This is a genomic window from Lentzea sp. JNUCC 0626 (assembly GCF_043632865.1).
Taxonomy (GTDB): Bacteria; Actinomycetota; Actinomycetes; order Mycobacteriales; family Pseudonocardiaceae; genus Lentzea.
This window is the reverse complement of the sequence record NZ_CP171635.1, coordinates 7,046,817-7,073,660: the sequence shown is the minus strand read 5'-3', so window position 1 is coordinate 7,073,660 and position 26,844 is coordinate 7,046,817. Positions and strand designations below refer to the sequence as shown.

Below are 26,844 nucleotides of genomic sequence, written 5' to 3'. Positions count from 1 at the left end.
TGCTGCGGTGACGAGTTATGCAGTGCAGGGGGTTATGAGGGATGGCTGAAGGCACTGGGACAGGCACCACCACTGGTACGACGACCGGCACGACAACGACGACAACCGGCGCGGAGGCACCACCGCCGGTGACTCCTGACGTCTCGACGTCGGTCACCGCGCCGATCACGGCTGAGCAGCTCGCGGCGGTGAAACCCGTCCTCCAGCAGCAGATGCTGGCGGACAAGGCGGACGCGAGCCACGCGGCGGCCAAGCTCGACGAGGCCGCCGACTCGGGCAAGCTCACGCTCGACGTCGAGGCCGCCGACGCGTTGATCAAGGCGGTCGACGCCGCGCGCGACCAGGTGATGGACCTGTGGCAGCGCGCCACCGACCAACTGGCCACCCCGCTGCAGCTGGGGGAGAACCCGGTCGCCAAGGCGATCAGCGCGCGGTTCTCCGACCTGGCCGTGGGCGAGGACTCCGGGGCCGCCAAGGCGTTGCTGGACCTGTTCAAGGTCCTCGACGACATCGGCAACGCCCTGCGCCGAAACCGCGACAGCATCCGCGACGCCGACGAAGAAGCCGAGAAGTCGATGAAGAACGCCGGGGGGTCCTGGTGAGCCACGGTTCGCACGGCAACAAGGGCAACAACGACGACAAGGACAACAAGTCGTCGCACCACGACGACGACAAGTACGACCGCAACGACCTGCACGAGCCGGTCGACTGGATGACGTACACGCACGAGCAGCTCTACAACATGGTGCACACGGGCGTGAACCTCGACGGCGCCCAGGCCGCGGCCACGAACTGGAAGAAGATCGGCGAGGACATCGCCGGCGTCCGGACGAACCTGCTCAAGGCCGTCGAGGACTCCTCCGTCGGCTGGGACAGCGAGTCCGCACGGCTCGCCCGCGGTGGCATCACCGAGGTCACCAACTGGGTCGACGACACCGCGAACTACGCCACCAAGGTCGCGGACGCGATCACCACCGAGACGAGCAACGTCGAGGCCGCGCGCACCGCGATGCCGCCGCCTCCCGCGGCGCCCGAACCGCCGGTGCCCACGGACGCCTCGGTGCCCGTGGCGCCGAACCCGGCGCTCATCAACAGGTTCCAGACCGTGGACCAGATCGACAGCTTCAACAGCCCCGCGCTGCGCGACCGGTTGATCGCGCAGAACCCCGGTGAGTTCGCGGGCTTCGAGACCGTCGGCAGCAGCCCCGTCGACACGCTCGCGGCCAACGACGCCTCGCACCGCCGTGCGGCGGACGTGATGGCGGCGTTCCAGCGCAACTCGGCGGCGGTCGACCAGACCGTGCCGTCGCAGTTCACGCCGCCGGTCAACCCGCTCGCGCCGACGCCGACCGGCCCCGACCTCACCACGCGCACGCCGGGCACGCCCGACGGCGGTGCCGGTGGTGGCGCCGGTGCTCCGGTCACGACGACGCCGCAGAACGCCCAGAACCGCGGCACCACCAACACGTCCTCGCGCTTCGGCGGCGGGGGAGGCGGTGGCCGTGGCGGCGCCGGAGGGTTCGGCGGCTTCGGCGGCATGGCCCGTCCGTTCGGCTCGGGCAATCAGGGCGCGGCCGCCAGCGGTGGCGGCAGTGGCGCCGGTGGTGGTGTGGGCGGTGGCACGGCCGGTGTGAGCGAGGGCTCGCGCGGTGGCGGCGGTGCCGGTGGTGCTGCGGCCGCGGCTTCGGCGGCGCCCGGCAACACGACCAAGGCGTTCCAGAACCCGCTCGCGATGGGTGGCGCGCCGATGGCCGGTGCCCCCGCGGCGGCCGGTGGCCAGAACGACTCCCGCGAGCACAAGACGGCGAGCTACCTGGAAGAGGACGACAACGTCTTCGGTCTGGACCGCAAGGCGGCCCCGCCGGTGATCGGTCAGTGAACCAACGCCAGTACACGGTGAGCTCGCAGGAGTTCTTCCTGCTGTGGCAAGCCGTGCACGGCGAGGACCGCGTCGTGCCGCTCGGCACGCCCCACGTGGGCGCGACCAGGGCGGCGCGGCAACGTCTCGTCGAACAGAGCTCGCAGACGCTCACGGCGCGGCGGCTCGGCACGATCCAGCGTCCGGACCCCGACCTGCGCGCCCTCGTCGCAGGCCTGGGCGAGTTCGACCGGGCGCTGGAGATCGCGTACTTCAAGGGAACCGAACTGGCCCGCGGCATCGCCTGCGCGGGCTGGGGCGGTGCCTTCGCGGCACGGGTGAACGACCAGGTGCACCTCTACCCGTTCCACCCGACCGCCCTGGCCTCGGCCACGGTGTCATCGTTGCCAGGCCTCGCGCCCGGCACCGGCCGTTCCGTGAACGTGCGCTGGGACGACTACGTCCGCGCAGGTCAGGCCGGTGAGCAGGAGGGCAAGCAGGCGTTCCTCGAGGTCCTGCGCGACGTCGGCATCCGCGAACCCGAGGCGCAGAACCTGATGCGGATCATCACGTCCCGCATCGGCGGCGGCGAACTGGGCCTGACCGCCCGCAACCGCGACGGCGTGCCGCGCCCGACCGGCCGTTCGGTCTCGTGGCTCGACACCCGCGAGGGCCGCTACCTCCTGCGCAAGCAGGACGGCTGGCTGGTGCTCGCGCCGGCCGACGCCTCGCGGCTGACCAGCGCCGTCGACGAGCTGATCGCGGCCGGATAGTTCCACACCGGCGGGCTACCGCAAGTCCGCCAATCACACATGGACGTGCGGTTGTGCCTCGGTTAGACATGGGGCATGACCGACACCGACGTCGAACTGCTGTGGCGCCCGGACCCCACAAGGGACAACGGGATGACCGCTTTCCGCTCGTGGCTCGCCGAGCGCGGGCACTCCTTTGGTGACTACGAGTCGCTGTGGGAGTGGTCCGTCGCCGACCTCGAGGGGTTCTGGGGCGCCATAGCTTCGTACTTCGACGTCCGGTTCCACACGCCGTACGAGCGCGTGCTGGGGTCCGCCGAGATGCCCGGCGCGTCTTGGTTCCCCGGCGCGACCCTGAACTACGCCGAGCACGCGTTGCGTCGCGGAGCCGACGACGACCTCGCCGTGATCTTCCATCGCGAAGACGACGTCGCATCTTCTTTGACGTTCGGCACGCTGCGTTCTCGCGTGGCCGCTTTCCGGGCCGCATTGGCGTCTCTGGGCGTCTCTCAGGGCGACCGGGTGGTCGCACTCGTCCCGAACGCCCCCGAAGCCCTCATCGCCTTCCTGGCGGCCGCTTCCCTGGGCGCCACGTGGTCGTCCTGCTCACCGGACTTCGGCGCACGGGCCGTGGCCGACCGCTTCACCCAGATCGAGCCGGCGGTGTTCGTCGCCGTCTCCGGTTACGTCTACAACGGACGGTCGTTCGACTGCCGCCCGGTCGTCGAGGAGATCCGCGCGCAGCTGCCGGGCCTGCGCGCCACCGTCCTGATCGACTACCTGGACAACGGCTCCACGCTGCCGGACACCTTGTCGTTCAGCGAGTTGCTCTCCGAGCACGACGGCGCGGCGCTGGAGTTCACGCCGGTCCCGTTCGACCACCCGCTGTGGGTGCTCTACTCGTCCGGCACCACGGGCCTGCCCAAGGGCATCGTCCAGGGCCACGGCGGCATCGTGCTGGAACACCTGAAGATGCTGGGCCTGCACAGCGACCTCGGCCCCGGCGACCGCTTCTTCTGGTTCACCACCACGGGCTGGATGATGTGGAACTACCTCGTCGGCGCCCTGATGGTCGGCACGACCATCGTGCTGTACGACGGCAGCCCGGCCTACCCGTCGCTCAACACGTTGTGGCACTTGGCCGAACAACACCGCGTCACCTACTTCGGCACGTCGGCCCCGTACGTCCAGTCGTGCCTCAAGGAGGGCCTCGACCCGTCCTCCCGCCACGACCTGACGGGCCTGCGCGTGGTCGGCTCCACCGGCGCACCCCTGACGCCGGAAGGCTTCCGCTGGATCGCCTCCGCCATCGGCAAGGACGTCCAGATCGCCTCGGTCTCCGGCGGCACCGACCTCTGCACGGCGTTCGTGGCCGCCTCCCCGGACCGCCCGGTCTGGCTCGGCGAACTCTCCTGCCGAGCCCTGGGCGCCGCCGTCCACGCCTACGACGAAGCAGGCGTCGCCCTGGACGACGCCGTGGGCGAACTCGTGATCACCAAGCCCATGCCGTCCATGCCGGTCTTCTTCTGGAACGACACCGACGGCTCCCGCCTGCGCGACGCCTACTTCGACACGTACCCGGGAATCTGGCGCCACGGCGACTGGATCCGCATCACCCCGCGCGGCTCGGCCGTGATCTACGGCCGCTCCGACTCGACCCTGAACCGAGGCGGCGTCCGCATGGGCACCTCGGAGTTCTACCGCGTGGTCGAGTCGATCGACGGCGTGGTCGACTCCCTGGTGATCGACACCTCGGGCGTGACCGAAGGCGAACTCCTCTGCTTCGTCGTCCTGGACGGTGTGGCGTTGGCCGACGTGGAACCGTTGCTCCGCAAGGAACTCCGCTCTTCGTTGTCACCACGCCACGTCCCGAACCGCTTCGTCGCCGTGGCCGAGATCCCGCGCACCCTGAACGGCAAGAAGTGCGAGGTCCCGGTCAAGAAGATCCTCGCCGGTGTGGACCCGGACAAGGCCGTCAGCAGGGGCGCGCTCCGCAATCCGGAGGCCCTCCAACCCTTCCTGGAAATCGCCTCGGAATGATCTAGGTCACTCCGCGCGCGGTGACCAGGCGTTTAACGCCCCTCTCCGACCTCCTGAACGTGCTCTGACCAGCAGGTTCAGGTGTTGGAGGGGGGCGTTTTGCAACTCGGTTGAAGACCTGTGTAACCTATGTCCCGTGGCCAAGGATGGTCCCGGGAGGCTTCGCCTAGTCTGGTCTATGGCGCCGCACTGCTAATGCGGTTTGGGGTAACCCCCCATCCCGGGTTCAAATCCCGGAGCCTCCGCAAGGCCGAGCCTCTAGGGGATCGGTTACAATTGAATAGCCTGCGCTCGTAGCTCAACGGATAGAGCATCTGACTACGGATCAGAAGGTTACAGGTTCGAATCCTGTCGAGCGCGCCAAGCAAGCCCCAGACAGACCTCGGTCTAGCTGGGGTTTTCTTATGTTCTGGTCATTTCTCTCACCTCCGCATTCGCTATGTGGATCTTGCGGGTGCCCGATGGGTGCCCGAGCGTTCCGGTGGGTGCCCTGGCGGGTGCCCGTGGGATCAACGCCACAGTTTTCTCCGCCGCGTCTCGCGCCACCTTGGGCAGCACGCTCGCGTAGATGTTGCTGGTGGTCTGAATCTGCGAGTGACCCAATGTTTCCTGGATCACTTTCATGTCGATGTCGGCCGCCAGCATCAGCGTCGCCGCGGTGTGCCGGAGGTCGTGCAAGCGGATCGGCGGCAGCCCGGCCGCCTTGTACAGCCGCTCGAACCGGTCGCTGATCGAACTGGGCCGCAGCGCGGACCCGTCCTCCATCGTGAAGACGCGACCCGAGTCGCCCCAGGCCGAACCCAGTTCCAGCCGACGCCTGGCCTGGCGGACCTTGTGCGTCCTGAGGTGCAGGTCGGTCTCGTCGTCCAGCGGGATGACCCGCTCGCCCGCCTCCGACTTCGGATCGCCCTCGACGATCTCCCAGTCGACCTCCGTCAGCTGGGTGGAGATCGTCACGGTGGCGTCGAGCGCGGAGTACTCCGTCCACGGCAGACCGGCGAGCTCGCCCCGCCGTGGACCGCGCTTGACCGCCAGGTGCCACAGCGCCTCGAACTCCGGATCGTGGACCGCGACGTGGTCGAGGAAGGCCCCGGCCTGCTCCGGAGTCCACACCATCACCGGCCCGGGACGCTTCCCGGTGCGCTGCCACTCCTCGACCCGTTCAGGCGTCCAGATCAACGGCTTCGGCGGCTTCGCCGACACCGAGTAGTGCATGGCCGCGTTGAACGTCGTCTTCTGCTCTGCGATCGCATCGTTCATCGCGGCCCTCAGGGTCGCGTGGATGCGTGCCTGGCTGCTCGGACCTACCGGTCGCCGGAACGGCGGCAGTTCGTCCAGCTTGACCCGCAGGATCCGCTTGTCCGCGCGACTCCGGGTGTTCTTGATCCGCGCCAGCAACGCCCGGCGGTCGTCGTTGTTGGCGACGATCCGGTCGTTGTCGTCGTTGATCTTCGCGAACATCTCGGAGATGTGGCTGACCGTCAGCCGGTCCACTCGTACGTCGCCGATCTTCGGCTTGAGGTAGAGCCGGACGTGCGACTCGTAGGACAACTCGGTGGCCTTGCGATGGGACTCCTGGTCCTGCCACAAGTCCAGCCAATGACCGATTGTCAGGTTCTCGACCAGGTTCTGGCCGGATCGCAACTTGCGGGCCGTCTCCTCATAGTCGGGAATCTGCTCGTCCTTGCCGAGCGCGTCCAGCATCGCGGAGACGGCTTCCGCGTCCTCCTCTGATCCCTCGCCCAGCCTCAACAGGCCGCGGACCTTGTCCAGATCGGTCTGCGCCGTGGTCTGGGTCGCGTAGCCCTGCCTTCGGAACGTCCTGCGTTCACCGTCCTGCGTTGGCTCAAGTTCCTGACGTAGCCGCCAGTTCCCATGCGAGCGTTGAGACAGCTTCGGGCACTTTGAACCCAAATCCCGGCCGTTCTCATCGCGGCACCGGCACCTCCTGGTCACACTTCCGCTCATGTTTGCTCCTCGGCCTCCTTTCCTGGCTGCGTGATCTGGCCTTGCTTGGCAAGCTCGGCTTCGATCTGCGATGACAGTTCTCTGGTGATGTGTCCGCGGCGGGCATGTCGCACGCCGCGATCCATGTCGCCTAACTGCGAGACTCTTGCGTCGCGCTGCTCCGTGAGCGTGTTGCCCCACAACTGCAGGGCGAGACTGACAACGACTTGTGGAGACACCTTGAGTCGTTGGGCGAGTGCGTGATCGGCGTCTACCAGGCGGTGTTCGGCGGCGGCTATCGCGTCACCCTTCGCGCGAATGTCGGCGATCCGAAGAAGTTCGGCGTGCTGAGTCTGAGGGTTCCAACTGGCTGAACCGCCTTGCGCCGTCGTTCCTCTGAGCAGATCTCTGATCGCGTGCCGCGACAGGACGACGTTCTCGGAGATTTCGACCGGACCGGTGCCGGCGAAGAACTCGGCCATCTCGACGTTGAAGGCGTGCGCCAGCAGGATCGCATCGGCGATCGTGAGGTGCGGGCGGTCACCGGCTCCGATTGCTGCGAGCTTGCTGCGATGCATTGGTGCGCCACGACGTGCGAGAAGATGCGCCAGTTCGTGTTGGGTCATTTTGGCGCGCGTGCGCAGGCGTTCCAGGTTCTCGCCCACGACGGCGCCAACGCTCTCCGCTTCAGTCACGGAGGCATCGTGACAGTTGAACTGCTTGCTTGACAAGCAGTTCAACTGTCACGAACACTGGTTCAACTGTTCGAGTGACAGACAGTCGACGGGGGAGCGAGATGGCGGAAACGGTGCCGAGCGAGCCACTTGAGTCGCCTACTCTCCACGACATCCGCAGTTGGCCGGCAAGCGTTGACATCCCGATGGCCGCGACCGCGTTCGGCATCTCTCGCAGCCACGCCTACGAGCTGGTCGCGCGCGGCGTGTTTCCGGCCAAGGTGATCCAGATCGGCAACCGCTACAAAGTGATCACCGAGTCGATCGTTCGAGCGCTCTCTGCAGAAACGGTCTGACGCTGGACAGGCCCCCGCCTGTGAAGGCTCAGCGGTGTGGCTTCGGTGACGGCCCGCCGATGTACCGATCGTCCGTAGAGGCGGATCGTGCGGTCGTACCTGAAACGGCTGGTGTTGATTCGAACGCGTAGGTCACCTCGTCGGCGCTGCGGTACATCACGACGACCTTGCCCGTGCTCAGAGCGACCAATGACGGTTCGGTGTCCGTCGGCCAGGCGTTGCCGCTGCGTGAGTCGGTCAGTTTGATCCAGCCAGCGAACGGGCCGTCCTGGGTTGTCTGCTTGTTGGTGTAGACGTAGCCGTCGTTGGAGCGGACGGCGAGGGTGATCCGTCCGTTGCTGATCACTGCAGAGGGAGAACCGTTCGCGGTGATCCCGTCGATCGAGGCCCATGCCGTGTCGAGGCCGGAAGCGGTGTCCCGCACCGTGTGGATCTTGCCGTCGGCCCTGCGCGCGAAAATCTGTACCTTGCCGTCTGGCTTCACCACTGCGGCGGGTTTGCCGGTGATTGCGCCCGCGCTGACCGTTCGCACGTTGGTGAGTACTCGGTTCACGTACCTGGAGGTGACGACGAAGCCGGAGGCTGTTGTCACCAGCACTTCGAGGTCATCGTTACCTGCTGCGGGGAGTGCGGTGACCTCGCCGGTCAGGCCGGTGAAGCCGATCGGCGCCCAGGGCCACACGGGGCCGTCCACTGCTTGCTGGCTGCGTGCCAGCAGCCTGCCCGCTTCGTCGATCGCGAAGAACTGTGTGCGGCTGTCGCGGTATTTCGCGGCCTTGGCCGGGCCGACTGTCCAGCCGCCGAACGACGAGGTCGTGGGCCAGGAGATTCCGTTGGCGCCGCGCGTTGCCTCGAGGGTGTCGGTGTCGGTGCCGAGCACGTAGACGTTCGGTCTGCCGTCCTTGGTCATGATCGCGCTGGGAGTGGTGCTCACCGTCGACTCGGCGACCCCGCCGACACCAAGATCGAGAGCCAGATCCGCGTCAACCTGGGTAAGGACGACGGCGTCTCGACCGACACGACCTGGGTGCCGGGCGCGATCGAGGGATCCCCGGACGGAGCACGTCAGTTCAACGGCTCTTCGTCGTTCGTGAAGCTGCCAGCGGGCCTGATCAAGAAGAACCGTGACCTCGCCGTGGAGATGTGGTTCAAGACCACCTCCGGAGGCCCGCTGCTCGGGATGCAGCACTACGAGTTCAAACAGGGCGCCACCCCGTCGACACCGCAGATGCCTGTGTTGTGGGTCGGCACCGACGGCAAGCTGCGCGGCAACTTCTGGAACGGCAAGGCCGAGCCGGTCACCACGACCGGAACGGTCAACAACGACCGCTGGCACCACGTCGTGCTGTCCGGATCCATTGGCACGCAGTCGTTGTTCCTCGACGGCGAACTCGTCGGCACCGCGCTGGGCGAGATCGACCACCTCACCATGACGAACAACCAGCTCGGTGCGGCGAACACCGACGGATGGCCGGGCCTGCCCGGTGGCATGCGGTACTTCTCCGGCGCGATCGACGAGGTGGCGTTCTACGAACACGCCGTCGGCAGCACCACGGCGAAGCAGAATTTCGAGATGGCCAAGCCATCCGACCAGCTGACCAAGATCACGTTGCCCAGTGGCAGGGTCGCCGCGACGATGGCCTACGACGTCGTGAACGACCGGCTGCGCGAGTACACCGACAGCAATGGCGGTCTGTGGAAGATCGCGGCCCCCGCAGTGACCGGCACCGAGCAGAACTTGGTGCGCACCACGATGGTCACCGACCCGGGCAACCGGTTCCACTACGCCGACTACGACCCGTCCCGCGGCCGCATCCTGCGATCACTCACACCCCTCGGACAGGGAGTACGGCCCGAGGACATCCCCATCGGCGGCCCCGTGCCGCCAGGCGGTGATCCGTGGGGAGGCGGCCCCAACCGCGGCGCCGGCGTGCGGACGTTCGACTACGACAGTCGCGGATTCGTCAACAAGATCACCGACGAGAACGGCAACCAGGTCGAACTGGCCAACGATGCACGGGGCAACCCGATCTCGCGCAAAACCTGCCGTACAACGAAGACCGACTGCCAGACGTCGTACTTCAGCTACTACAGCAACCCCAGCGACCTGACCGACCCGCGCAACGGCAAGCTGCTCACCTCTGCGGACGGCCGTTCTTCTGGACCCGACGACGCGACCTACCGCACGGCCAACACCTACACAGGTGTCGGCGTGCGCGGCCTGTTCGATTCCCAGCGTCTGCCGGACGGATCCACGGTCCGGCACACCTACACCACGTCGTCGTCCTTCGGACCCGCCGGTCTGGTGGAGACGACGACCGACGGCCGCGGCGCGAAGACCACGTACACCTACTACCGGTCCGGTGACCTGGAGACGGTGACGAACGCGGCCGGCCTGGTCATGCGGTTCACCTACGACAAGCTCGGCCGCAAGATCACCCAGACCGAGGTCTCCCAGGCATATCCACAGGGCTTGACCACGACCTTCACCTACGACGAACTGTCGAGGCAGAAGACGATCACGCGCCCTGCGACCACCAACAAGGTCACCGGGGTCAAGCACACGCAGCAGACCACCTACGACTACGACTCAGACGGCAACGTCACGGCGCTCAAGGTCAGCGACCTGACCGGCGGTGACCAGACCCGGCAGGTGATCACCGAGCACGACGGTCACGGGCGGGCCGCGCGAGTCACTGACGCTGAAGGAAACGTGACCACGAGTGGTTACGACAACTTCGGCAACCTCGCCTGGACCGTGGACGCCGTCGGCACCAAGTACGAGTTCGCCTACACCAGTCGCAACAAGATCGCCGAGGTGCGCCTGCGGGCGTGGCACGGTGACCCGGTCGGACCCGGCGGTCCAGGTGGTGACGGCGAGGGCGACCAGACCGTGCTCGACACACTGGTGCTCAAGTCGTACGCCTACGACGTCGCGGGCAGGCTGAGCCGTGAAACCGACGCGATGGGCCGCAGCAAGCGGTACGAGTACTACCGGGACGACACCGTCCGCCGCGTCATCGCATCGAAGATCAGGGACCCATTCGACCCTTCGGGCGCGACCCGTGACTTGGTGCTGCAGGAGTTCACCTACGACAAGGCCGGCAACGTCGCTCGTGTCGTGAACGCCGGCGGTCTGGTCGTCGAGAAGACCTACGACGCCGCGAACCGCGTCAAGACCGAGAAGGCCGACCCGGCCGGTCTCGCTCGCACCACCTCGTACGACTACGACGCGGGCGGCAACGTCACCAAGGTCGCCATCACTGGCAAGCCGTCCAACAGCGTGCACCAGGACGTCCAGCGGACCTTCGCCGTCGAGTACGGCTACGACGCCGCAGGACGCCGCACCAGCGAAACCTCGTTCAACGGCACCGAACGCCTGACCACGACCAGCGTCGTGGACCAGCGTGGCTTGCTGCGCTCCGTCACCGACCCGCGAGGCACCGCTGCCGGCGCGGACGCGGCCGCGTTCACCACCGACTACGTCTACGACGAGGCCGGCCGCATGGTCTCCGTGGTGTCGCCGACGGTGCAGGTGGAGAACGGTGGTGTCGCGACGTCGGCTCGCCCGACCATCCACACCGGACTCGACACGTTCGGTGGAGCTTCTGAGCTCAAGGACGCCAACGGCAACGTCAGCAAGCAGACGTTCGACAAGCTCGGCCGCGTGGTGCGGGCGGAGGCGCCCGAGTACACCAAGCCGGGCACTGCCACGGCGACTCGCGCAGTCACCTTGACCGAGTACACGCCGCTCGGCGACGTTCGCAAGATCACCAATCCGCGCGGAGCCGTCAGCGAGTTCAGCTACGACCAGCAACGTCGTCTCGTCGCGCACTACCAGGCGGACGCCACCACGGCCGGTCGCACCACGGGGTCGTGGCTCTACAGCTACACCCGCTCCGGTGAACGCCTGTCGATCACCGATCCGACCGGTGCTCGTGTCGAGTCGACCTACGACGACCTCGGCCGCCCGGTCACCTCGACCCAACTGGAGCGATTCCCGACCCCGTCGGCGTTCACGACGAAGACGACCTACGACGACGCGGGCAGCCCCAAGACGGTCACGTCGCCGTCGGATGAGGTCACCACTCTCTCGTATGACCCCCTGGGGCAGCTGACCTCGTCCGTGGACCCGGCAGGCGTGGTGACCAAGCTCGGCTACGACAGCATCGGCCGCCAGTCACGCGTGTCCGACGGTCTGAACCGCACCACCTTCCAGACCTACGACACCGCCGGACGACCGTCCACTCAGTACTCGCTCGACGCGAACGAGTCGTTGCTGCGCATGTCGCGCAACTCCTACGACCGCGCCGGCAACCTCGTGCAGACCACCGATCCGTTCCAGCGGGCGACCACGTTCACCTACGACGCGATGCGGCGCGTCACCAGTCAGGTCGAACCGGTGGCCGACAACAAGACGATTACCACGTCGTTCGGCTACGACGCCGCGGGCAACCGCACCCGCTTCACCGACGGCCGCGGCAACGCGACGCTCTACACCGTCAACAGCCTCGGGCTCGGCGAGTCGACCATCGAACCCTCGACCACCGCACACCCGCAGGCCGCGGACCGCACCTGGACCGTCGGCTATGACCAGGCCGGAAACCCCGACCGCGTCACCGCACCCGGCGGCATCACCCGCACCCGAACCTACGACCTGCTCAACCGCCTGACCGGCGAGACCGGCACAGGTGCAGAGGAGTCGACCGACGCACGCACCCTGCGCTACGACCTGGCAGGCCTGATGGTCGAGTCGAGCGCACCCGGCGGCAGCAACGTCCTGACCTACAACGACCGCGGCGCGCTGCTCACGACCGACGGCCCGTCCGGCAAGTCCTCCTTCACCTACGACACCAGCGGCCGCATGGCCACCCGCACCGACGAGTCCGGCACCTCCCGCTACACCTACCTGCAAGGCCGCGCCGCGACCACGCAGGACTCGGTGACCGGCGCCGTGCAGACGTTCGGCTACAACGAGGCCGGACAGGTCAAGACCGTCAGCTACGGCGCGGACCGCACCCGATCGTTCAACTACGACGAGTACGGCCGGCTCAAGACCGATACGGTCACCGGCGCGGGAGGCACTGTCGCGGCGTCGATCGGCTACGGCTACGACCTGGCGGACCGCCTGACGTCGAAGACGACCGCAGGACTGGCTGGCTCCGGCACGAACACCTACGAGTACGACTACTCCAACCGCCTGACGGCCTGGACATTCAACGGAGCTCGTACCGACTACGGCTGGGACGACGCAGGAAACCGCGTACGCGCAGGGGCGAAGACCGCGACCTACGACCAACGCAACCGCCTGCAAGGCGACGGCGACTACACCTACAAGTGGTCCGCCCGCGGCACCCTGGCCGCTCGCGTCTCCTCCGGCCTCGAGGAGAAGTACGGCTTCGACTCCTTCGACCGCGCCGTGCGCAACGGCGACACGCGATTCGCCTATGACGCTCTCGATCGGCTCAGTACACGCAACGGCAAGAACTTCACCTACGCGGGCAACTCGCTCGATCTCGTGTCTGATGGCGACGCGAAATTCAGCCGTGGGACCGACGGCTCGCTGTTGGCACTGGGCCAAGGCGACCAGAAGCGCCTGACCGTAAGCGACGGACACGGCGATCTCGTTGGTGGGTTCGACCCGGCTGGTTCTCTGCAAACGTTGACCGACAGCGCCGCGTTCGACCCGTTCGGCCAGGCGATCGCGTCCGCCGGCTCGAAGCGCTCGCTCGGATTCCAGGGCGACTACACCGATCCCGCCAGCGGCGAGGTCGACATGGGAGCCCGCTGGTACTCACCGAGCACAGGCGGATTCACCGCCCGCGACAGCATCGCCCTGCCGTCATCCCCGTCAGGCCTCGCGAACCGCTACGCCTACGGACTCGGCGCGCCGACCAACTACAGCGATCCCGATGGGCATTTCCCCAGTGCCTGCCAAATCTTGTTCGGCTTTCTGGGGTGCCCCATTGCCTCCTTGGTATTCCCCGATCGGAAAGACCCGGACGGGCCACCCGCCGACTGGTGCGGGTCGCAGTCCAACGGCTGCGGCGGTCTGGGATTCGATGGCAGCGGTGGCTCCAATGATTCCTACGGCGGCAGCGTCGTACCCGGCCGTGGCACAACACCCGGCAAGAACAACACCGGCGGCGTCGGCGTGTACCGGCCCGGGCCGTCTCCGACCGACGTAGCGCGGACGGCGTCGGTGTCCGCCGCACGCAACAACCCGATGCCCCAGGTTCCGGCGGCGACGGCCCCGCTTTTCACCGGCCCGGCAGGCAATTCGATGGCTCCGCCTGTGTCATCGTCGCCTGAAGTACCTGCTCGGCAGGTGTCGGACAACCAGGTTGTGGATCAGCAGGTGTCCATCAAGAGGGACGTCGACAAGGTCACAGGCGGCGAGCCCGTGATCAAATCAGTCGGCGAACCGAAGGACATGGGCTTCTGGGAATGGGTCCAGAACGAGGTCACCAACATCGACTGGGCCGAAGCCGGTCACGCACTCCTCGACGTAGTCGGCATGATCCCGGTGATCGGCGAGGTCGCGGACGGCATCAACGCGCTCTGGTACCTCGCGGAGGGCGACTACGCCAACGCCGCCTTGGCGGCTGCAGCTCTCATACCGTTCGCCGGCGCGGCTGTCACGGCCACGAAGCTCGTTGGTAAGGGTTTGCAGAAGTACGGCGACGAGGCTGTAGACGCTGCGGTGAGCTGCGTTCGCCGTAATAGCTTTGTGGCCGACACGCCGGTGCTGATGGAGGACGGCTCCAGCAAACCAATTCAAAACGTGCGAGTCGGCGACAAAGTCCTGGCCACTGATCCCACGACGGGTGAAACTGGAGCGCGAGAGGTCACAGGCCTGATCACGGGCGAAGGTGACCGAGAACTGGTGACCATTACGGTCGACACCGACGGGGCAGCGGGTGACAAGACCGATGTCCTGACGGCGACTGGTGGGCATGAGTTCTGGATCGTCGACGGTCACAAGAGCCGGTGGACTATCGCCAAGGACCTGGCAGTCGGCGACAAGCTGCGAACCGATGACGGTACGGCCATCCACGTGGTCGGCACATCGACGCGGGAGGGATACCGGAAGGTTTTCAACCTGACGGTTGACGGTATCCACACGTACTATGCTGGATTCGGAGAGACGCCCGCTCTCGTGCACAATTGCCCGTCGGGAGAAAACGGGGGATGGTACGGAAAGCTGATGCCCGCCGGCGCTGGTATGGAGGTCAACCACATTCCTGCGAAGGCGATCAGTCCGTTCTCGAAGTACAGTGGACCCGCCATCCGAATGGAAGTCGCCGATCACCGTCAGCTCTACAGCACAGGGAGCTACCTTGAGTCGCAGGCATGGCGCATGTGGCAGAAGGAGAAGATCGATGCTGGTGACCTGCACGGGGCGATGATGATGGACATTCAGGACATCCGGAGCAGGTTCGGCAGCAAATACGATGTAGCGATCGCCGAGATGTGGGCGAGCATGAGCTCGAACCAGGCCGTCCGAGCCTGGGCAGAGAAGCTTGCCGACGGTAGACCTTGATCGAGTGAGATGAACGGAAGCCGACGTGTTGCCTGATTGGAAGCTGGAAATCGTCGAGTGCGGCGAACTCGTGCAAGACGGTGACGACAACGTTCCTCAGGAGGAGGCAGAGCGGCGATGGAACCGCTATGTCGAACTGGCAGACGGGGTTACCGGAGGTGAAGGCGTCGCTGGAGTGGCAGCTCTCGTTGCCTCGCTCACTGCGGAGGAGGATTACGGCGCCCATCAGGCCGTCTATGGTGCGTTGGCGAGATTTCCGCAGGCTGAGCTTGGGGCAGGCGTGGCCATGGCAGCCAAGGAACTGGTCGCGCTGCCTGGGGACAACAGCGGCAATGTGTTGCTGATTCTGGTCCGGTCCGGCTCGGCCGCTGTGACGGCCTTCGATGTTGCGATGCAGGCTACGGATCCAGAGGTCCGGAATTCCGTTCGTGCGCTCATTGAATTGCATGAGTCCGAAGAATGGCTTTCGGCGGAGGAGGATCGTGGCGTCCTTCTCCGGCCTCGAGGCTAGAGCGTGCCCTTCTAGTATTTCTCACGGTCATGCATACTAGATGTTTGTGATCGGACGCTGTGAGTTGGCAGGCAACCCCGAGCAACGATCGCACCGAGCGTTCGGCGTCCGCGCTCAGTGAAATCGCAACTGCCGCGGACGGCGACGAGGTGACTGTAGTGGTCGCCGCAGTTCGGCCGTGGGTCCTCGAGGTTGAGCTCGATGGTGGCGGAAGAGGGTTTATTGACAACATCAAGGATCCCGATTGGGAATCGGCAGAGGTTCCTGCTGCTGTTGTTGGGCAGTCGTTCCGCGCAGTCGTGATTGACGACCAACGCGATCCGGTCAGGCTCAGTGCCTTTGTGGTGGATCTAAGGATTACGTGGAATAAAAAGGATGCGTTGAGTTAGTGGAGTGAGTCGTCCCTGTGGATGGAGGCTGGATCTGTGTTGCGGATGCACGGATCATCCACGTGATTAATCGTACGGCCGAGGCGTCGTCAGTCGGAATCTGGCCGTGATCACCGAAACAATCAAGACCGGGCAGTGAAAATGTGTGGGAGGAACTTTCGGGTGAGGTGAGACCGTCGGTGCTTTTCCGTGTGGCGGCACCCCAGATACGACTAGTTGGAGTGTTGGCGAGCATGATCGATCCTGATGTCGCGACGGTGAACCTGCTGGTCGGCGAGAACAAGGTGGGTAAGCCGATCTTCGAGGAAGTTCCGGTGGAGCCAGTCGACGGCTCTGCCGGGGTCCGGGTGCTGGCGACTCCTGGAATGGTCCTCAATATCGCGGCCGGAGACGTGATCGAACTGAATCCCGCCGACGGCACATTTACCACTTTGACTCGTGGGGGCAATGTGGGTGCGCACGTCTTTGCTGAGCATGCAGTGGTGGACAGATATATTGAGGAAATCGAGGCTGCTGGGGGGCGACTCGATGGCAGGGCGGACGGATTGAGTACCTTCACGGTTCCCTACGGCCCGGGAGTTGTGGCGTTGGAGGGAATTTTCAATCAGATGGTGGAGGCTGATTCTGAAGTTGAGTGGTACTTTTCGAATGTCTTTGCTGATGACGGGACCCCTTTGAACTGGTGGCTGTAGTGTCCGTGTAGCCCCAGGTTTGGGTTGAGTGTGGTTACTGCGACCTTGTGCATGTCCTCGAGGCTGGCTCGTCTTGGTGGCGGTTGCGTTTTTCATGCTAGTTGCCGTGATGTCGAACCGGAATGCATGGGTGGTCTAGTCAGCTGATCCTGAGGCGGCTAATTGCTGGAAGAGAGTTAGAAAGCCTTCCACTGCCACGGGCGTGGGATCTCGCCGCGCAAGCAGGAGATCCTGTGCTGTGCCTCGGTTTTCGCATGCTGGCTTGAGTTGGCCTTGTCGAGAATAAAGCATGTCCACCTCAGCTCCCGAATTGAAGCTAGCGTTCGATAGCCCTGCCAGGCTGTGGCGTCGTAACCTCCGTACGACCTGACGAACGCTTCGTACTCGTCGGCGGAGATACGTTCGAAGTCGGTCCGATCGACGGCGACGGAGATGAGATCCCACTCCGGGCGGCCGATGCCGAAATTTTCGAAATCAAGCAAGATTGGGTCTGGCGATTCACCTGAAGGAAGCTGAGGGACGGCAAGGTTTCCCTGCCAGGCGTCGCCGTGTATCGCTGTCGGTGGAAGGCCTTCAGGAAGGTGTGAGTGCTCAACTCTCAGGCCTTCTAGCATCGAGGTGAGCCATTTCCTGTCGACTTCCGAGAGAATGGTGGCGCTCGAAATTCTGGACTCAAGCCCTTTGAAAGGGTCGACTTCGGGAAGCATAAAATTGTCAGGAACGGGCAAGTTGTGCAGTCTCCGCAGCGTGGAACCCAGCTCGGCGGTGGTTGCAGATCGATGCTCGGGCAGCAGGTTCCACCACGTGATCGGCCTATCACCGATCACTGTTGGCTGCGGCAGCGCAGGCGCCGCCCGAACCGCTGGAAACGAGCGCTGCTGCAGCCAGTTGGAGACCTGGATCTCCAGTCGCGCCGTCGCTTCTGTGCCTGGCCGGCCGATCCGCGCTACGACACCGTCGCGCAAGCGATAGATGATGTTGGAGCCGTCCCTTACGAGAGTGGCTCCCTCGGTGGCCACGCCAGCTGTATATCCGGCCTGCTCAAGCACATCACGTGCCGGGAGCCGTTCCTCGACGGTCACGACTTCATCGTGTCATCGCGACGGAGAACGCGGCCCAGGTGATCTGCGAAGTCTCTGACGTCGGGCGTTGAGCAGCATCGCTCTGCTGCTTTGTGCAGGCCTTCGAGCTCCTTGGACATCCTCTGCGAGTGGAATTCGGCAGCGTCGGCGACAGCCTGATGACCGATGGGGATTGCGGTGCTCGGCTCATCGGCATCAAGCAACAAGGTAGCCAGCCGGATCATTGAGAACGTGCGTGATCGTGGATAGCGGTCGCTGTGCAGTTTAATCGCGGCATCCAAGCGTTCTACGGCTTGCTCAGGCGATCGTTCAAGGATTGCCAAAGGGGTTAGTGCGCGGGCCGTGGAGCCTTGGTGCTCGGCTTCATCGTAGTAGGTCAGCCACGGCGGGTCGTCGACGCTGTTGCGGTCTGAGAAGTGCTCATCTGCTCGGTCAACTGCGGCGACTGCAGCCTTGTGATCTCCAAGTTGGGATAGCAGCCGAGCATGGACGGTCGCGAGCATTGCACGGCCTGTTGGGGTGACCCTGTCTGCTCGTACCTGCGCAAACTCAATGCGCTCCAATGCGGTGTCAAGATCGTCTAGATAGACTGCCTGGCGGGCCATGTCGGCGAGGGTGGCTGCTCGGAGTTGCCAAGAGCCGCCTTTTTGTGCACACCACAGTGAATATACGAAGCTATCAGTGGCGAGATCTTGGTTTCCCATGTCAAATGCTGAAAATGCGACGACGGCGGACAGGTTGCCGACTGCTTCGTACAGTGCGCGGCGAGTCTCATTCTTTGCTTGCGCTTTAAGTAGTCGTGTCGCCCATTCGAGCTGTCCTTTGGCTGACGCGAACGAAAGGCCCCCGCCGTACATGTTTTCCGACGCGGCGATTGCTGCTGTGGCTTTGCGTACTCGAATGACGTCTGACATGCCAACCCTCGTCGGGGTCGATGTGTCGGTCATGCGGCCGACGTACTCCTCAGGGCTCACCCCCAAGTCGATCTCGGATCCGTAGTCGACGGCGTCGAGCACGACGGAGCGCTTTTGGGCAGGTCGGAACCCGAGGTCCGCGTCAGTCGCTGACTGGAGGACGTGGCGGAGGGCAGTGCGGTAGTGCTCTCGCGGCCAGCGCACAGCCCCGCGCTCCCACCGTGATACCGCGGCACCGTCGAGGTCGTATCGCTCGCGAGTCTTCTCCCAGAGCCAGCGGTTGACTGCTTCCGCCAGTTCGTGCGGTGACATTGGCTCGCCTGGGATCGCTGATGACGGGAAGCTCTCCCGCTTCGCGCGCAGGAGATTGTTCTTCTCGGCCATGCACTCACCGCCTTGCCTCGACCACTAAGTGTAGTCAAGGCACTGCGGCTGCAAGTCGAATGGTCAGAAGTGCTCTGAGTTCTGCTCTGCCGCTGATCAGGTCGGATGTCGACGCTGGAGGCATGCGATCGATTGAGATCTTGTTGTCCGAAGGCGGCGCTGGTGCTGGAAGGCCTCGATCTTCTGATCCCGATGGCGGATCTCGTCCACATCAACGATCCATCGGGCGGTGACTGTGAGAATCGAGGGTACGGGCGGTCACCCGCTGTTGGGCAGGGGCGTTGTCGACGTGCCGGACGTCCTGGGAAGGGCCTGGTGTGATGCTGGGATGGCGAGAGCTGTCGAGCGTGACGTCGAGGTCACCTTCACCTTCCCGGAGGTAATGCTCATCTCCATGGTGAACAGTCTGGGGAAGGCATGAGCGGCCACGACAACGACCCAGCTGCGATCACAGCCACCGACTAGACGTCGAGCGGGTTCACTGCTGGGGCGCACTGACGCTGTCGTGGTTCATCAGCTGCGCGTGGACCTGGAGCTGGTGGACAGTTCCGCTGACGAGGTCAGGCTCGACGCTGGTCAGCATCCCTGCGGTGGGACCGCCTTGAAGGCTGGTGACAGTGGTGACACCGCGGCGCCGTTCGATGTTCTCCACGGTGTACTCAGGTCGTGCGGCCGCAATGGCGAGAAGGAGACCGTGACGTCCTTCGAGTTGCTCGCGGGCGTTGAGGAGCGCAGCCCATGTGCTGTCGCCGGTGCCGCTGACGGTGTCGTTCGGGAGCATGATGCGCGCTTCCCAATGAGTGTCAAGAGGAGCGGTGGCCGGACGGACATCAGGGCCGTGCTGCAAGAGCTCTGCTCGAACGGTGAGAGTGTGGGTCTGATCGGCAGGATTGAACGCGGTCACGTCGACCCCGGCGAGCTGTTGTGGCTGCATGGCTGTCGCCCTTCGTGCTTGAGTCATGGATGGTAGTTGGGGTTCTCTCGCCACGAGTCAGGGACGATCTCGCGACTACCGTCCGGGTTGATTCGCACGAGGTAGCCGCCTCGGACCCGTGAAGGTTCGACTCCACCGGGAAATGCGATCTCTGCTTCCTTCAGATAGTGCGTGTAAGCCCAGGAAGCTTCGACATCCACGCCTCCTCGCGCGTCGACTGTGAGTACGGAGAAGGTCTTCTGGTCTCCGATGCCGACGATGCCGTGATTTTCCCAGAGGTTCGAGTTGCGTGAGGTGCTGACCCATCCGCTGTGCGCGTTGTTGCCGATCATGTCGTGGATGTTGGCCAGGTTGTCGTTGCGAGGTCGGAGACCGTCTCGGAACAGCTCGTCGAGGGAGCGGCTGTCGACACGGTGGAGTTCTTCGGTGGTGGTGCGCCACACCGCGCCCTTGTCGATGGTGCTGAGGTCGAGGGTCTTGACCGCGGCGGTGTGATCTATGTCGGCGCGCACGTTGTCGTCGTAGGCCAACGGACTTCGGCTCGGCGGCTCTGGTTGAGGATCGTGGTCGTGCTCGGATTGATGGGCATGGCCAGGATGTTGGTCTGCCTGGGGATGCCGCTCAGGGGAAGGGATGCCGTTGCCGTGGGGAAATCCGGCGCGCATGTCGTCTTTGAAGCGCCGACTGTCCTCGATGGAACGTTGGATGCGCTGGCCGGTGTCGTAGCTACGCCGCTCGGGAGTGTCGAACGACGGGGGCGTGCGAGGTAGTTCGGGTGGCGCCTGCACCGGGCGTAGGGCAGGAGGTTCGGCGGGTTGGTACTGCCCTGGAATGGGCGTCGACTGGCCGAGCTGAGGAGGAGGGTGTGCTGAGGGCTGCGGCGCCGGAGTAACGCTGGAGACAGCGGTGGAGTCGGTCCTCCTCGATGCGGCCCAGTCGGCAAGGTTGTCGATGCGGCTGCGGAGGTCGCCCCCTATGCCTTCCAACGTCTTGCCAACCTGCTCGAATCCGCTGACAGCTTGGCTCTCTGCCTCCTGCAGGGGCCTCGTGCCTGGGTGATCAGGCACGGAGCTTGGCGTGTTACGGCTGGCCCGGGCCGCGTCCTCTGCGGTGCGACCGAGCTTGTCAGCATCGTGGCCGAGCATCGTGCCCACCTTGCGTGCGCCACCCAGACCGGCCTGGCCGAGTCCGAACAAGCCGCCGGTGGCGGTGTCAACGGTGGCTGTGAGCGTGGCTCTGGCGGCGGTACGGCCGGCCAGGCCGGCACCACCGGTGGCGGCGCCGAGGGCGATGTCAGGCAGCAACTTGCCCAACGCCTTACCTGGTGAGTCCTTCCAGGTCTCGATGTCCAGGAGGTTCTTGCCGAACTCCGTTGGGTTCTGCACACCGCGCCACAGGCCTTGTGCCAGCTTGTTCGCGTTCTCCATCAGGGCGCCGGGATGCGTCATGTTGTACGGATCCAGCGGGTTGAGGAGGCGCGACACCGAGCTGATTCCCTTGACGCCCTCCCAGATGCCTTCCGCAACGTCCTGGGCGCCAGTAAGGACAAAGGCCGCAGAGTCGTAGATGTTCGCGCCGAGGCGGTCCCACCAGTCGGGTTCGGTGGGGGATCTGGAGATCCATTCAGAGACGACTTGCCCACACGCGTACCCGGCATCGGTAACGCGGCGGCGCGCGTCCTCCAGCATCTGCTCGGCCTGGTCACGGCCGGCCTGCCCTGGGTCCTTGTAAACCGGCTGAGGTCCGGGGTTCTGGCCTGCATCGATGATCTTGTTGTAGGCCTCGACGCGCTCGTTGTGTTCGTTGATCGCCCGCTTGGTCGCCTCCTGCGCGCCCTTCCACATGTGCAGGGCGTGACTTGCTGCGTCTTGGGAAGCGTCGAGTACGACGCGGTAGTCGGTCAGCGCCTTGGCGATCTCGCTCAGCGCGGTGCCGGCGTCTAGCCACTGCTTTGGCTTGTCCTCCATCCGCGAGCGGAAGTTGTTGGCGGCCTTGCCGATCCAACTGGAGGCGTCGACCGCGCTGAGTCCCCTGCCGGCGAGCGTCATCGCCTCGCCCAACTCGGCCATCGCGGTAGCCGACTTGGTGATGTCCTCGGGTGCGCCGGAGATCAGGTCCTTGGCATCGCCCGCGTCAGCAAGTTCAGCGACGTCGCCGGAGATACCGTGATAACTGCTCATCGAGGGGCCTCCGCTGGTGGGGCCTGGTTTCCCAGCGGGTTGCCGAAGGTCATGTCCATCAAGGACTTCACGGTCTTCGTGATGTCCTCTTCGACCTTCTCGTAAGTCGAACGGGTGTCCGCCAAGCCTTGGACGATCTCCTCGGTACCGGCGATCAGTCCGCGGATCCACCAACGAAGGCGATCGAGGAACGTGTCCAGGTCGTCCGTGATCACCTGGTGCCCGGACTCGCTCACGTCCAGCTTCCACATGATGACGGTTTGGCCGCTGCGTTCTTGTCCGTGGTAGCCCGCTTCACGCAGTTCCCTGATCGTGTTGACGATGCCCCTCTCCGCGGCCCGGAGTGCTTCAAGGTCAACGCCGTAGCCGTCGCTCACGTGCCTGCCTCTCCCACTGCGGGCTGTTCGAGCTCAACAGGTGCGCGGTCCGAAGCGTGCGACCGGCGCGAGGCTTGCCGGAGGCGTTCCTGCTGGATGTCATCCAGCAGCCGGGCACCAGCGCTGATCAGCGCGTGCACGCTCTGGTCGGTGGCCCAGTAAGCGGTGCTGACAGGCAGCAGCGGACTGTCCTCGGACAGTCCGCGCGGAATCAAGTGGAGCTCGGCGGCGATGGAGACCAGGCCTGCGGTCACCTGAGCGGCCTCAATGGTGAGGGCGTCCAGACGCGCTAGGCGGCCGGCGAGCATGGCCAGACGTGGATCCAGCGGCGGACGTGTTGTCATGGCGTACCGCCGGGGAAGGCGATGACCTGTGCGTGCTGAACGGGAGGGAAGGTCATCATGTGCGGGCTGTGGGGGTCGAGAATCACGCCGAGCCCCTCGGGCATCACCGGTAGCAGCAGATCGAGTACTTCAGAGCCCAGCAGGGTCATGTAGGCGTGATCTGCACCCACCACGCTGGTTAGACGCTGAACGCTGGTGAAGACCTGCAACCAGCGGCCCATCCCAGGCACCTCGATTGTGGTGACGGCCGGTGGGTCGATCTGGCGGCAGACGTGCACCTGGGTTCCTCGGAAGGCTTCCAACAACCTGTTGGGATCGCCGTCGCCTCGGTAGAAGGCTCGCACTTCGCGGATGACGGCTAGGTCGGTCTCGTTGTGCGTGATGGACATCGTCTACTCCGCTCCGTCGGTGGTGATCGGTCGTGCCTTCGGCCGGGCAATCACACGTGCGTGCGGATGCCCGTGATCAAGTTCGATTCCGACGTGGTTCGGCAGTTGGCGGCGCAGCGCGTCACCGGGCAGGTGCTTGTGCCACACCTCGTCGTTGCCGTAGCGCGCATCAGGTAGCAGAGAGAACTCGCTGTAGGCGTGGCACCACTGCTGGCCGTCTTCGACGTGGAGGACGATGCGATTGCTGTCTGGTTCGGTGGCGACGTAGACGACCGCCCAGTCGAACCTCTCGGACAGGCCTGCTTTCTGGACTTCCAGTTGGTGTTCCCGTTGTGCCGCGCGCCGTAGATCCGCGCTGTCCACGTTCGGCTTCCGCGGTCCCAGGACTGGTTCGAGGAAGCTCATCAGGACCGCTTCCTTGCGGAGTCGACCCGGGGCGGGTCAGGAACCTCGAAGCTGAGGGCGGCAATGGGAATCACGACGTCGACCACGCCTGCTTCGGGGTGAAGGAACTTTGCTCTCGGACAGAAGCGGGTGATCAACTTTCGGGCGCGGACGTTGTTCACGTCCAGGTAGGCGCACAGGCAGTCCAATTTCGCGAGGGTCGCGACCTCGGCGAGTGCGTTCGTCATGAGGGAGCCGATGCCCTTGCCCTGCCAGCGGTCTTCGACGATCAGTGCGATCTCACCGATGCCGTGGCAGACAGGGAAGATCGAACCGGCCGCGAGTACCTGGCCTTCGTGCCAGGCCAGCACCGTGGCGTTCTCGCGGTTACGCACGGCGGCGTTCAAGTACAGCTCAAGTCCGGTGGTTGAGCTCATGTCGCCGACTAGCTCCACGAGTTCGTCTGCTTCGGTGGGCGCGGTGGCGGCTAGGAAACGGGCCCGAAGCGTCTCGGCAGTGCAACGGCTCAACATCGCGCGCAGAGCCGCACCGGCTGCTGGGGTGGCACCTCGGAGGTAGATGGGCGAAAGCTGAGACGAGGGTGCGTTCGTCATGCGACACGCTCCAGCTCGGTGAGGTCCGGTCGGGCGGTGCCGTGTGGCCAGCCGAGCGTGTCCAGCACTGTGCTTGCGGAAAGGTCGCGAACGAAGAAGTGGTCGCCGTCCCACGTGCGGATCGATGCGTGACCTGGGTGGGCCAGTTCATGCCAGGGCTGCACCGCGGTCGCCGGCGCGTACCAGTCACCGGTAGCGGCCCATGCGTGCATTCGGCATCCCTCGGTGAGGCGTGCCCGAGCGGAGGAAGGCCGGTAGCGCTCACATGCGGTCAGATCGGTCCGGACGCGAGGTAGTACGCGGTTCAGGTAGGAGGTGTCGTATCGGAGATCTATCGACAGACCGCCGAGCTCGATCAGCGCGTCCGTCAATCCATCGTCGTCCAGCTGGTGCAGCTGCACTGGAGGGTCGAGGTGCGCGGCCCGAGAACCGGAGACGATCACGCCGTCCAGCCTCATGTGGTGGGCCTGCAGCCGGGTGACCAGATCGAACGCGACCAGAGCCCCGAGGCTGTGGCCGAACACGGCCAACCACTCGACCTCGCCATGCCTGTTCAGCAAGTCGTGGCAAAGTTGTGCGGACAGCATTTCGACGGTGAACTCGGCGTCCTCGCCGCGCCACGCGGTGCTGCGGGGCAGGACGACGGCGAGCAGCTCGACCTGATCCGGCATTTCCCGTGCCCAACGGTTGAAGACGCCGGGCCCGGCGCCAGACCACGGCACGCACACCAGCCGGTGTGTGGCGTTCGGTCGCGAAACCGGACGTATCAGATAGGCCCGTGATGGTGCAGTCATTTGTAACCTCCGAAATCGTGTGGCGGAGAAAGAGGAGGAGACCGCTGCCATGGCAGGGGTTCTGTGTTGTCCAACGGCGGGCAACCCGTGGCCTCCTTCTCTCTCCGCCCCTTCCTCGTGTTGCCCTTGAGGGCTGCCGCCTGTGCTTCGGGAAGATGTCCAAGGCCACCCGAAGTCCCGCACCCGGCGGAAATATGGCCTTTTCAGCATTCAGTAAAGGTGGCCTGGAATTCATCGGGGAAAGCGCCGGTATCCCATGTAGCCCGTATGGCCTAGTAGTCGGTGGGCGAGTAGGTGCGATGCGCAGTTGCGCCTCGAAGTGGCTAGGTAGGGGGACTAGGTGTGTTCGCTGATGCGGGGCTGGGCGCGAACGATCACGCTGGACAGTGACCTACTTGGGGACTGAGGGGTGCCGGTCGCGCGATCGCGGGGCCGGGACGGTGATGGAGGCGTGGGTGTCAGCAGCACCAGGCACGTTGTTCAGCAGGGACTACTTCCAGAACCAGCTGGCGACGTTGAGTTCACTGCGGCCGCTAGGGCCCGTTCATCCGGCCGTGCTGCCCAACAAGGTGGCGGTGTGGGTTGTGACGGACCACGACGACGCGAAGATTGCGCTCACGGATTCCCGCGTGCGCAAGGCGGCCGAACCGCTCCGCGAGGTCATGCTGCGCAAGCTCGAAGAGGGCGGCGGGCATGGGGAACTGTCCGCGTTTTTCGCGAACAACATGTTGGTCATGGATCCTCCCGACCACACTCGGCTGCGAAAGTTGTTGGCGCGCGACTTCACTCGCGGGCGAATGGAGGAATTACGTCCGCGAGTCGAGCAGATCGCCGCCGAGTTGCTTGATCGGATGCCGACGAACGAGTCAGTCGACCTCATCGAGCAGTACGCCTTTCAGCTTCCGATGATGGTGATCTGCGAACTGCTCGGTGTGCCTGAGGAATACCGGGGCCCGATGAGGGACTGGTCGCAAGCGATGATGGGTGAAGCATCGCAGGCCGAAGGCGTGGCGGCAGGCAAGAAGATGACGGCGTTGTTCACCGAGTTGGTTCAGCGCAAGCGTTCCGAGCCGGGTGACGACCTGTTGTCCGCGCTGGTCCGCGCGAGCGACGACGACGATCGGCTGAACGAAGCCGAAGTTCTGAGCACCGCGATCCTGATCGTCGTGGCCGGCCACGAGACGACCGTCAATCTCATCGGGTCAAGCGCGGAACTGCTGTTGCGTGACCATGCGACGCGTCGGCGTCTCGTGGACGACCCGACGTTGATGCCGCAGGCTGTGGAGGAGCTCCTCCGCCTTACCAGCCCGTTGACGATCGCGACCGTGCGATTCACCGACCAGCCCATCACGTTCGGCGACGTCACCGTGCCGGCAGGAGAGATCTTGCTCGTGTCTCTCAGCGGAGCGAACCGCGATCCCGCCCGGTTCGACCGTCCCGACGAGTTCGAGCTGGGCCGCGGCGTTGGCCATCTCGCGTTCGGCCACGGAATCCACCACTGCATCGGCGCACCGTTGGCGCGCATCGAGGGTGAGATCGCTCTGCGTCAACTGCTGGCGCGATTTCCTGGATACGCGAGAGCTGTCCCTGCGGAGCACCTGCGTCACCGCAAGTCCTACATGGTCTCGTCCGGATTCCAGACGCTGCCCGTGATCCTCGATCCGGCCTGACCAGGTAGGCCGGTTT

The 26,844-nt window shown here is 65.0% G+C and carries 24 protein-coding genes and 2 tRNA genes; 13 read left to right on the top strand and 13 right to left on the bottom strand.

Annotation, left to right across the window (positions count from 1 at the left end):
- The first annotated feature begins 41 nt into the window (after positions 1-41).
- The 6 genes from JNUCC0626_RS32390 (at position 42) to JNUCC0626_RS32365 (ending at position 5,013) form a co-directional block, all read left to right on the top strand.
- Entirely contained in the window at positions 42-602 is a 561-nt protein-coding gene (locus JNUCC0626_RS32390) for a hypothetical protein (protein WP_394614557.1), read from the top strand.
- Positions 599-1,879, top strand: coding sequence for a PPE domain-containing protein (locus JNUCC0626_RS32385; protein ID WP_394614556.1), 1,281 nt, complete (start codon positions 599-601; stop codon positions 1,877-1,879). Before JNUCC0626_RS32390 ends, JNUCC0626_RS32385 begins: the two co-directional genes overlap by 4 nt.
- Entirely contained in the window at positions 1,876-2,631 is a 756-nt protein-coding gene (locus JNUCC0626_RS32380; RefSeq protein ID WP_394614555.1) for an ESX secretion-associated protein EspG, read from the top strand. The genes JNUCC0626_RS32385 and JNUCC0626_RS32380 overlap by 4 nt, the downstream gene beginning before the upstream one ends.
- A 75-nt stretch (positions 2,632-2,706) precedes the next feature.
- A complete protein-coding gene (locus JNUCC0626_RS32375) occupies positions 2,707-4,650 on the top strand; it encodes an acetoacetate--CoA ligase (protein ID WP_394614554.1) in 1,944 nt (647 codons plus the stop codon).
- A 155-nt stretch (positions 4,651-4,805) separates the two neighbouring features.
- Positions 4,806-4,895: transfer RNA gene (locus tag JNUCC0626_RS32370), tRNA-Ser, on the top strand.
- A gap of 42 nt (positions 4,896-4,937) precedes the next feature.
- Positions 4,938-5,013, top strand: a tRNA-Arg gene (locus JNUCC0626_RS32365).
- A gap of 39 nt (positions 5,014-5,052) precedes the next feature.
- Here the strand turns inward: JNUCC0626_RS32365 and JNUCC0626_RS32360 are convergent.
- Together JNUCC0626_RS32360 and JNUCC0626_RS32355 are read right to left on the bottom strand one after the other, a co-directional pair.
- Positions 5,053-6,402 (bottom strand): tyrosine-type recombinase/integrase, encoded by a 1,350-nt coding sequence (locus JNUCC0626_RS32360; RefSeq protein WP_394614553.1) that lies wholly within the window; start codon positions 6,400-6,402, stop codon positions 5,053-5,055.
- A 212-nt stretch (positions 6,403-6,614) separates the two neighbouring features.
- Complete coding sequence (locus tag JNUCC0626_RS32355) at positions 6,615-7,292, bottom strand: hypothetical protein (RefSeq protein WP_394614552.1); 678 nt, start codon at positions 7,290-7,292, stop codon at positions 6,615-6,617.
- Positions 7,293-7,393: 101 nt separating this feature from the next.
- On the opposite strand from JNUCC0626_RS32355, the gene JNUCC0626_RS32350 reads away from it, so the two are divergent.
- Positions 7,394-7,627, top strand: a complete 234-nt coding sequence (locus JNUCC0626_RS32350; protein ID WP_394614551.1) for a helix-turn-helix transcriptional regulator — start codon at positions 7,394-7,396, stop codon at positions 7,625-7,627.
- Positions 7,628-7,655: 28 nt separating this feature from the next.
- On the opposite strand, the gene JNUCC0626_RS32345 is transcribed toward JNUCC0626_RS32350, so the two are convergent.
- Positions 7,656-8,507, bottom strand: a complete 852-nt coding sequence (locus tag JNUCC0626_RS32345) for a hypothetical protein (protein ID WP_394614550.1) — start codon at positions 8,505-8,507, stop codon at positions 7,656-7,658.
- A 147-nt stretch (positions 8,508-8,654) separates the two neighbouring features.
- Here JNUCC0626_RS32345 and JNUCC0626_RS32340 point away from each other — a divergent pair, with 147 nt between their 5' ends.
- The 4 genes from JNUCC0626_RS32340 to JNUCC0626_RS32325 all read left to right on the top strand — a co-directional run bounded on the left by JNUCC0626_RS32340 (position 8,655) and on the right by JNUCC0626_RS32325 (position 16,762).
- The gene (locus JNUCC0626_RS32340) at positions 8,655-15,170 is read left to right on the top strand and encodes a LamG-like jellyroll fold domain-containing protein (protein WP_394614549.1); all 6,516 of its coding nucleotides are present in this window, start codon (positions 8,655-8,657) and stop codon (positions 15,168-15,170) included.
- A gap of 25 nt (positions 15,171-15,195) precedes the next feature.
- On the top strand, positions 15,196-15,681 hold the full coding sequence (locus JNUCC0626_RS32335; RefSeq protein WP_394614548.1) for a hypothetical protein: 486 nt from the start codon (positions 15,196-15,198) through the stop codon (positions 15,679-15,681).
- A gap of 59 nt (positions 15,682-15,740) precedes the next feature.
- On the top strand, positions 15,741-16,070 hold the full coding sequence (locus tag JNUCC0626_RS32330; RefSeq protein WP_394614547.1) for a hypothetical protein: 330 nt from the start codon (positions 15,741-15,743) through the stop codon (positions 16,068-16,070).
- 233 nt (positions 16,071-16,303) lie between these two features.
- Positions 16,304-16,762, top strand: a complete 459-nt coding sequence (locus JNUCC0626_RS32325; RefSeq protein WP_394614546.1) for a DUF4265 domain-containing protein — start codon at positions 16,304-16,306, stop codon at positions 16,760-16,762.
- 176 nt (positions 16,763-16,938) lie between these two features.
- Here JNUCC0626_RS32325 and JNUCC0626_RS32320 read toward each other — a convergent pair whose 3' ends face one another.
- Positions 16,939-17,844, bottom strand: coding sequence for a phosphotransferase family protein (locus JNUCC0626_RS32320; RefSeq protein WP_394614545.1), 906 nt, complete (start codon positions 17,842-17,844; stop codon positions 16,939-16,941).
- Positions 17,841-19,142 carry an XRE family transcriptional regulator gene (locus tag JNUCC0626_RS32315; RefSeq protein ID WP_394614544.1) on the bottom strand — a complete coding sequence of 434 codons (1,302 nt, stop codon included), beginning with the start codon at positions 19,140-19,142 and terminating at the stop codon, positions 17,841-17,843. The genes JNUCC0626_RS32320 and JNUCC0626_RS32315 overlap by 4 nt, the downstream gene beginning before the upstream one ends.
- A gap of 229 nt (positions 19,143-19,371) precedes the next feature.
- Here JNUCC0626_RS32315 and JNUCC0626_RS32310 point away from each other — a divergent pair, with 229 nt between their 5' ends.
- Entirely contained in the window at positions 19,372-19,563 is a 192-nt protein-coding gene (locus tag JNUCC0626_RS32310; protein ID WP_394614543.1) for a hypothetical protein, read from the top strand.
- Between the two features lie 57 nt (positions 19,564-19,620).
- Here the strand turns inward: JNUCC0626_RS32310 and JNUCC0626_RS32305 are convergent, their stop codons facing one another.
- The 8 genes from JNUCC0626_RS32305 to JNUCC0626_RS32270 are packed head-to-tail and all read right to left on the bottom strand — an operon-like array spanning position 19,621 to position 25,092.
- Positions 19,621-20,076, bottom strand: a complete 456-nt coding sequence (locus JNUCC0626_RS32305) for a hypothetical protein (protein ID WP_394614542.1) — start codon at positions 20,074-20,076, stop codon at positions 19,621-19,623.
- 23 nt (positions 20,077-20,099) lie between these two features.
- Positions 20,100-22,256, bottom strand: coding sequence for a putative T7SS-secreted protein (locus tag JNUCC0626_RS32300; protein WP_394614541.1), 2,157 nt, complete (start codon positions 22,254-22,256; stop codon positions 20,100-20,102).
- Positions 22,253-22,633 carry a hypothetical protein gene (locus JNUCC0626_RS32295; protein ID WP_394614540.1) on the bottom strand — a complete coding sequence of 127 codons (381 nt, stop codon included), beginning with the start codon at positions 22,631-22,633 and terminating at the stop codon, positions 22,253-22,255. The genes JNUCC0626_RS32300 and JNUCC0626_RS32295 overlap by 4 nt, the downstream gene beginning before the upstream one ends.
- Positions 22,630-22,977: a hypothetical protein gene (locus JNUCC0626_RS32290; RefSeq protein WP_394614539.1), complete on the bottom strand. Its 348-nt coding sequence runs from the start codon at positions 22,975-22,977 to the stop codon at positions 22,630-22,632. Before JNUCC0626_RS32290 ends, JNUCC0626_RS32295 begins: the two co-directional genes overlap by 4 nt.
- Positions 22,974-23,366 (bottom strand): SseB family protein, encoded by a 393-nt coding sequence (locus tag JNUCC0626_RS32285; protein ID WP_394614538.1) that lies wholly within the window; start codon positions 23,364-23,366, stop codon positions 22,974-22,976. Before JNUCC0626_RS32285 ends, JNUCC0626_RS32290 begins: the two co-directional genes overlap by 4 nt.
- A gap of 3 nt (positions 23,367-23,369) precedes the next feature.
- The gene (locus JNUCC0626_RS32280; RefSeq protein WP_394614537.1) at positions 23,370-23,771 is read right to left on the bottom strand and encodes a hypothetical protein; all 402 of its coding nucleotides are present in this window, start codon (positions 23,769-23,771) and stop codon (positions 23,370-23,372) included.
- Complete coding sequence (locus JNUCC0626_RS32275) at positions 23,771-24,364, bottom strand: GNAT family N-acetyltransferase (RefSeq protein WP_394614536.1); 594 nt, start codon at positions 24,362-24,364, stop codon at positions 23,771-23,773. Before JNUCC0626_RS32275 ends, JNUCC0626_RS32280 begins: the two co-directional genes overlap by 1 nt.
- A complete protein-coding gene (locus tag JNUCC0626_RS32270; protein WP_394614535.1) occupies positions 24,361-25,092 on the bottom strand; it encodes a thioesterase II family protein in 732 nt (243 codons plus the stop codon). Before JNUCC0626_RS32270 ends, JNUCC0626_RS32275 begins: the two co-directional genes overlap by 4 nt.
- A 521-nt stretch (positions 25,093-25,613) precedes the next feature.
- Between JNUCC0626_RS32270 and JNUCC0626_RS32265 the strand changes: the two genes are divergently transcribed.
- Positions 25,614-26,828: a cytochrome P450 family protein gene (locus tag JNUCC0626_RS32265; protein ID WP_394614534.1), complete on the top strand. Its 1,215-nt coding sequence runs from the start codon at positions 25,614-25,616 to the stop codon at positions 26,826-26,828.
- The last annotated feature ends 16 nt before the right edge of the window (positions 26,829-26,844 follow it).